2 protein-coding genes are annotated in these 1,654 nt (G+C 72.1%); both read left to right on the forward strand.

All coding sequences use genetic code 11. From position 1 onward, the window contains the following. A partial coding sequence (locus AC27IO_RS23945; RefSeq protein WP_498741161.1) for a cobaltochelatase subunit CobN occupies positions 1 to 855 on the forward strand: 855 nt, incomplete at its 5' end. A 130-nt stretch (positions 856 to 985) separates the two neighbouring features. Then, the coding region (locus tag AC27IO_RS23950; RefSeq protein ID WP_498741162.1) for a magnesium chelatase ATPase subunit I at positions 986 to 1,654 on the forward strand (669 nt) is incomplete at its 3' end.

Raw genomic sequence — 1,654 nt, forward strand, 5'->3', positions numbered from 1 at the left:
GCCGTGCAGGCCGTGGCGGCGCTGGAGGCGGAGGACGCCGAGGAAAACCCCATCCGCGCCCGCATCCTCGAAGAATGCGCCGCGCTGCAGCAGCGGGGCGTCGACGCGGCCGCTGCACGCCGCCAGGCCGGCTGGCGCGTGTTCGGCGCACCGCCCGGCCATTACGGCTCGGGCCTGAACGGCCTGTTCCAGACCGGCGACTGGCAGGACGACGGCGATCTGGCCCGCGCGTACGTGGGCTGGAGCGCCCATGCCTACGGGCAGGATGCCGCGGGCGAGCCCGCGGGCGATGCGCTCGCGCGCCGCCTGCAGGGCCTGGACGTGGTGGCGCAGAACCAGGACAGCCGCGAACACGACCTGCTCGACTCCAGCGACTACTACCAGTTCCAGGGCGGCATGGCCGCCGCCGTGCGGCACCTGTCGGGGCGGCAGCCCGCCCTGTACCACGGCGACCATGCCAACCCGCAGGCGCCCCGCATCCGCACACTGAAGGAAGAGATCGGCCGGGTGGTGCGCGCGCGCGTCACCAACCCCAAGTGGATCGACGGCGCCAAGCGCCACGGCTACAAGGGCGCCTTCGAAATGGCGGCCACGGTGGACTACCTGTTCGGCTTCGATGCCACCACGCGCCAGGTGAGCGACCACCATTACGCGCTGGTGGCCGATGCCTATGTGCTGGACGCCGGCACCCGCGACTTCGTGCGCACCCACAACCCCGCCGCCTTGCGCGACATGCTCGAGCGCCTTTTGGAGGCCATGCAGCGCGGCCTGTGGCAGGCGCCGGGTGACTACCGCCAGGCGCTGCAAGACCTGCTGCTGGAGCACGAGCAAGCGCAGGAGGGCGCCCGCGGATGACACCCCACGCCCCCCGATCTGCACAACAGGCCGCAACACGGCCCGCAACACCGCCCCTGGCAGCCGGACCGCATCGACCGCATGGCCAAGGCTGCGATCGACGCTGACATCGCCTTCCCTACCCCTCCGCATGCAAGACGCCACTCCTTCCCTGCCCGCGCTTTTTCCCTTCGCCGCCGTTGCCGGCCAGCCGCAACTGCGCCAGGCGCTGCTGCTCGCCGCCATTGATCCGCAGCTGGGGGGCGTGCTGATCGAAGGCCCGCGCGGCACGGCCAAATCGACCGCCGCGCGCGCCCTGGCCGAGCTGATCGAAGGCTCGCCCTTCGTCACGCTGCCGCTGGGCGCATCGCTGGAACACCTGGCCGGCACGCTGGACCTGGAACAGGCCATGGCCGGCAACGCGGTGCGCTTTGCGCCCGGCCTGCTGGCGCGCGCGCACGGCGGCGTGCTCTACGTGGACGAGATCAACCTGCTGCCCGATGCGCTGGTCGACGTGCTGCTGGACGCGGCCGCCAGCGGCGTCAACGTGGTGGAGCGCGACGGCATCTCGCACCGCCATGCCGCGCGCTTCGTGCTCGTGGGCACCATGAATCCGGAAGAGGGCCAGTTGCGCCCGCAGCTGCTGGACCGGCTGGGCCTTTGCGTGCGCCTGGCGAACGTGGTGGAGCCGGCCGAGCGCCAGGCCATCGTGCGCTCGCGCCTGGCGTTCGACATGGACCCGGAAGGTTTTCGCGCGCGCTTTGCCGATGCCCAGGCCGATCTGGCGCAGCGCCTGCGCGCGGCGCGCGAGCGCATCGCC

The organism is Acidovorax sp. KNOB132 (assembly GCF_057541515.1).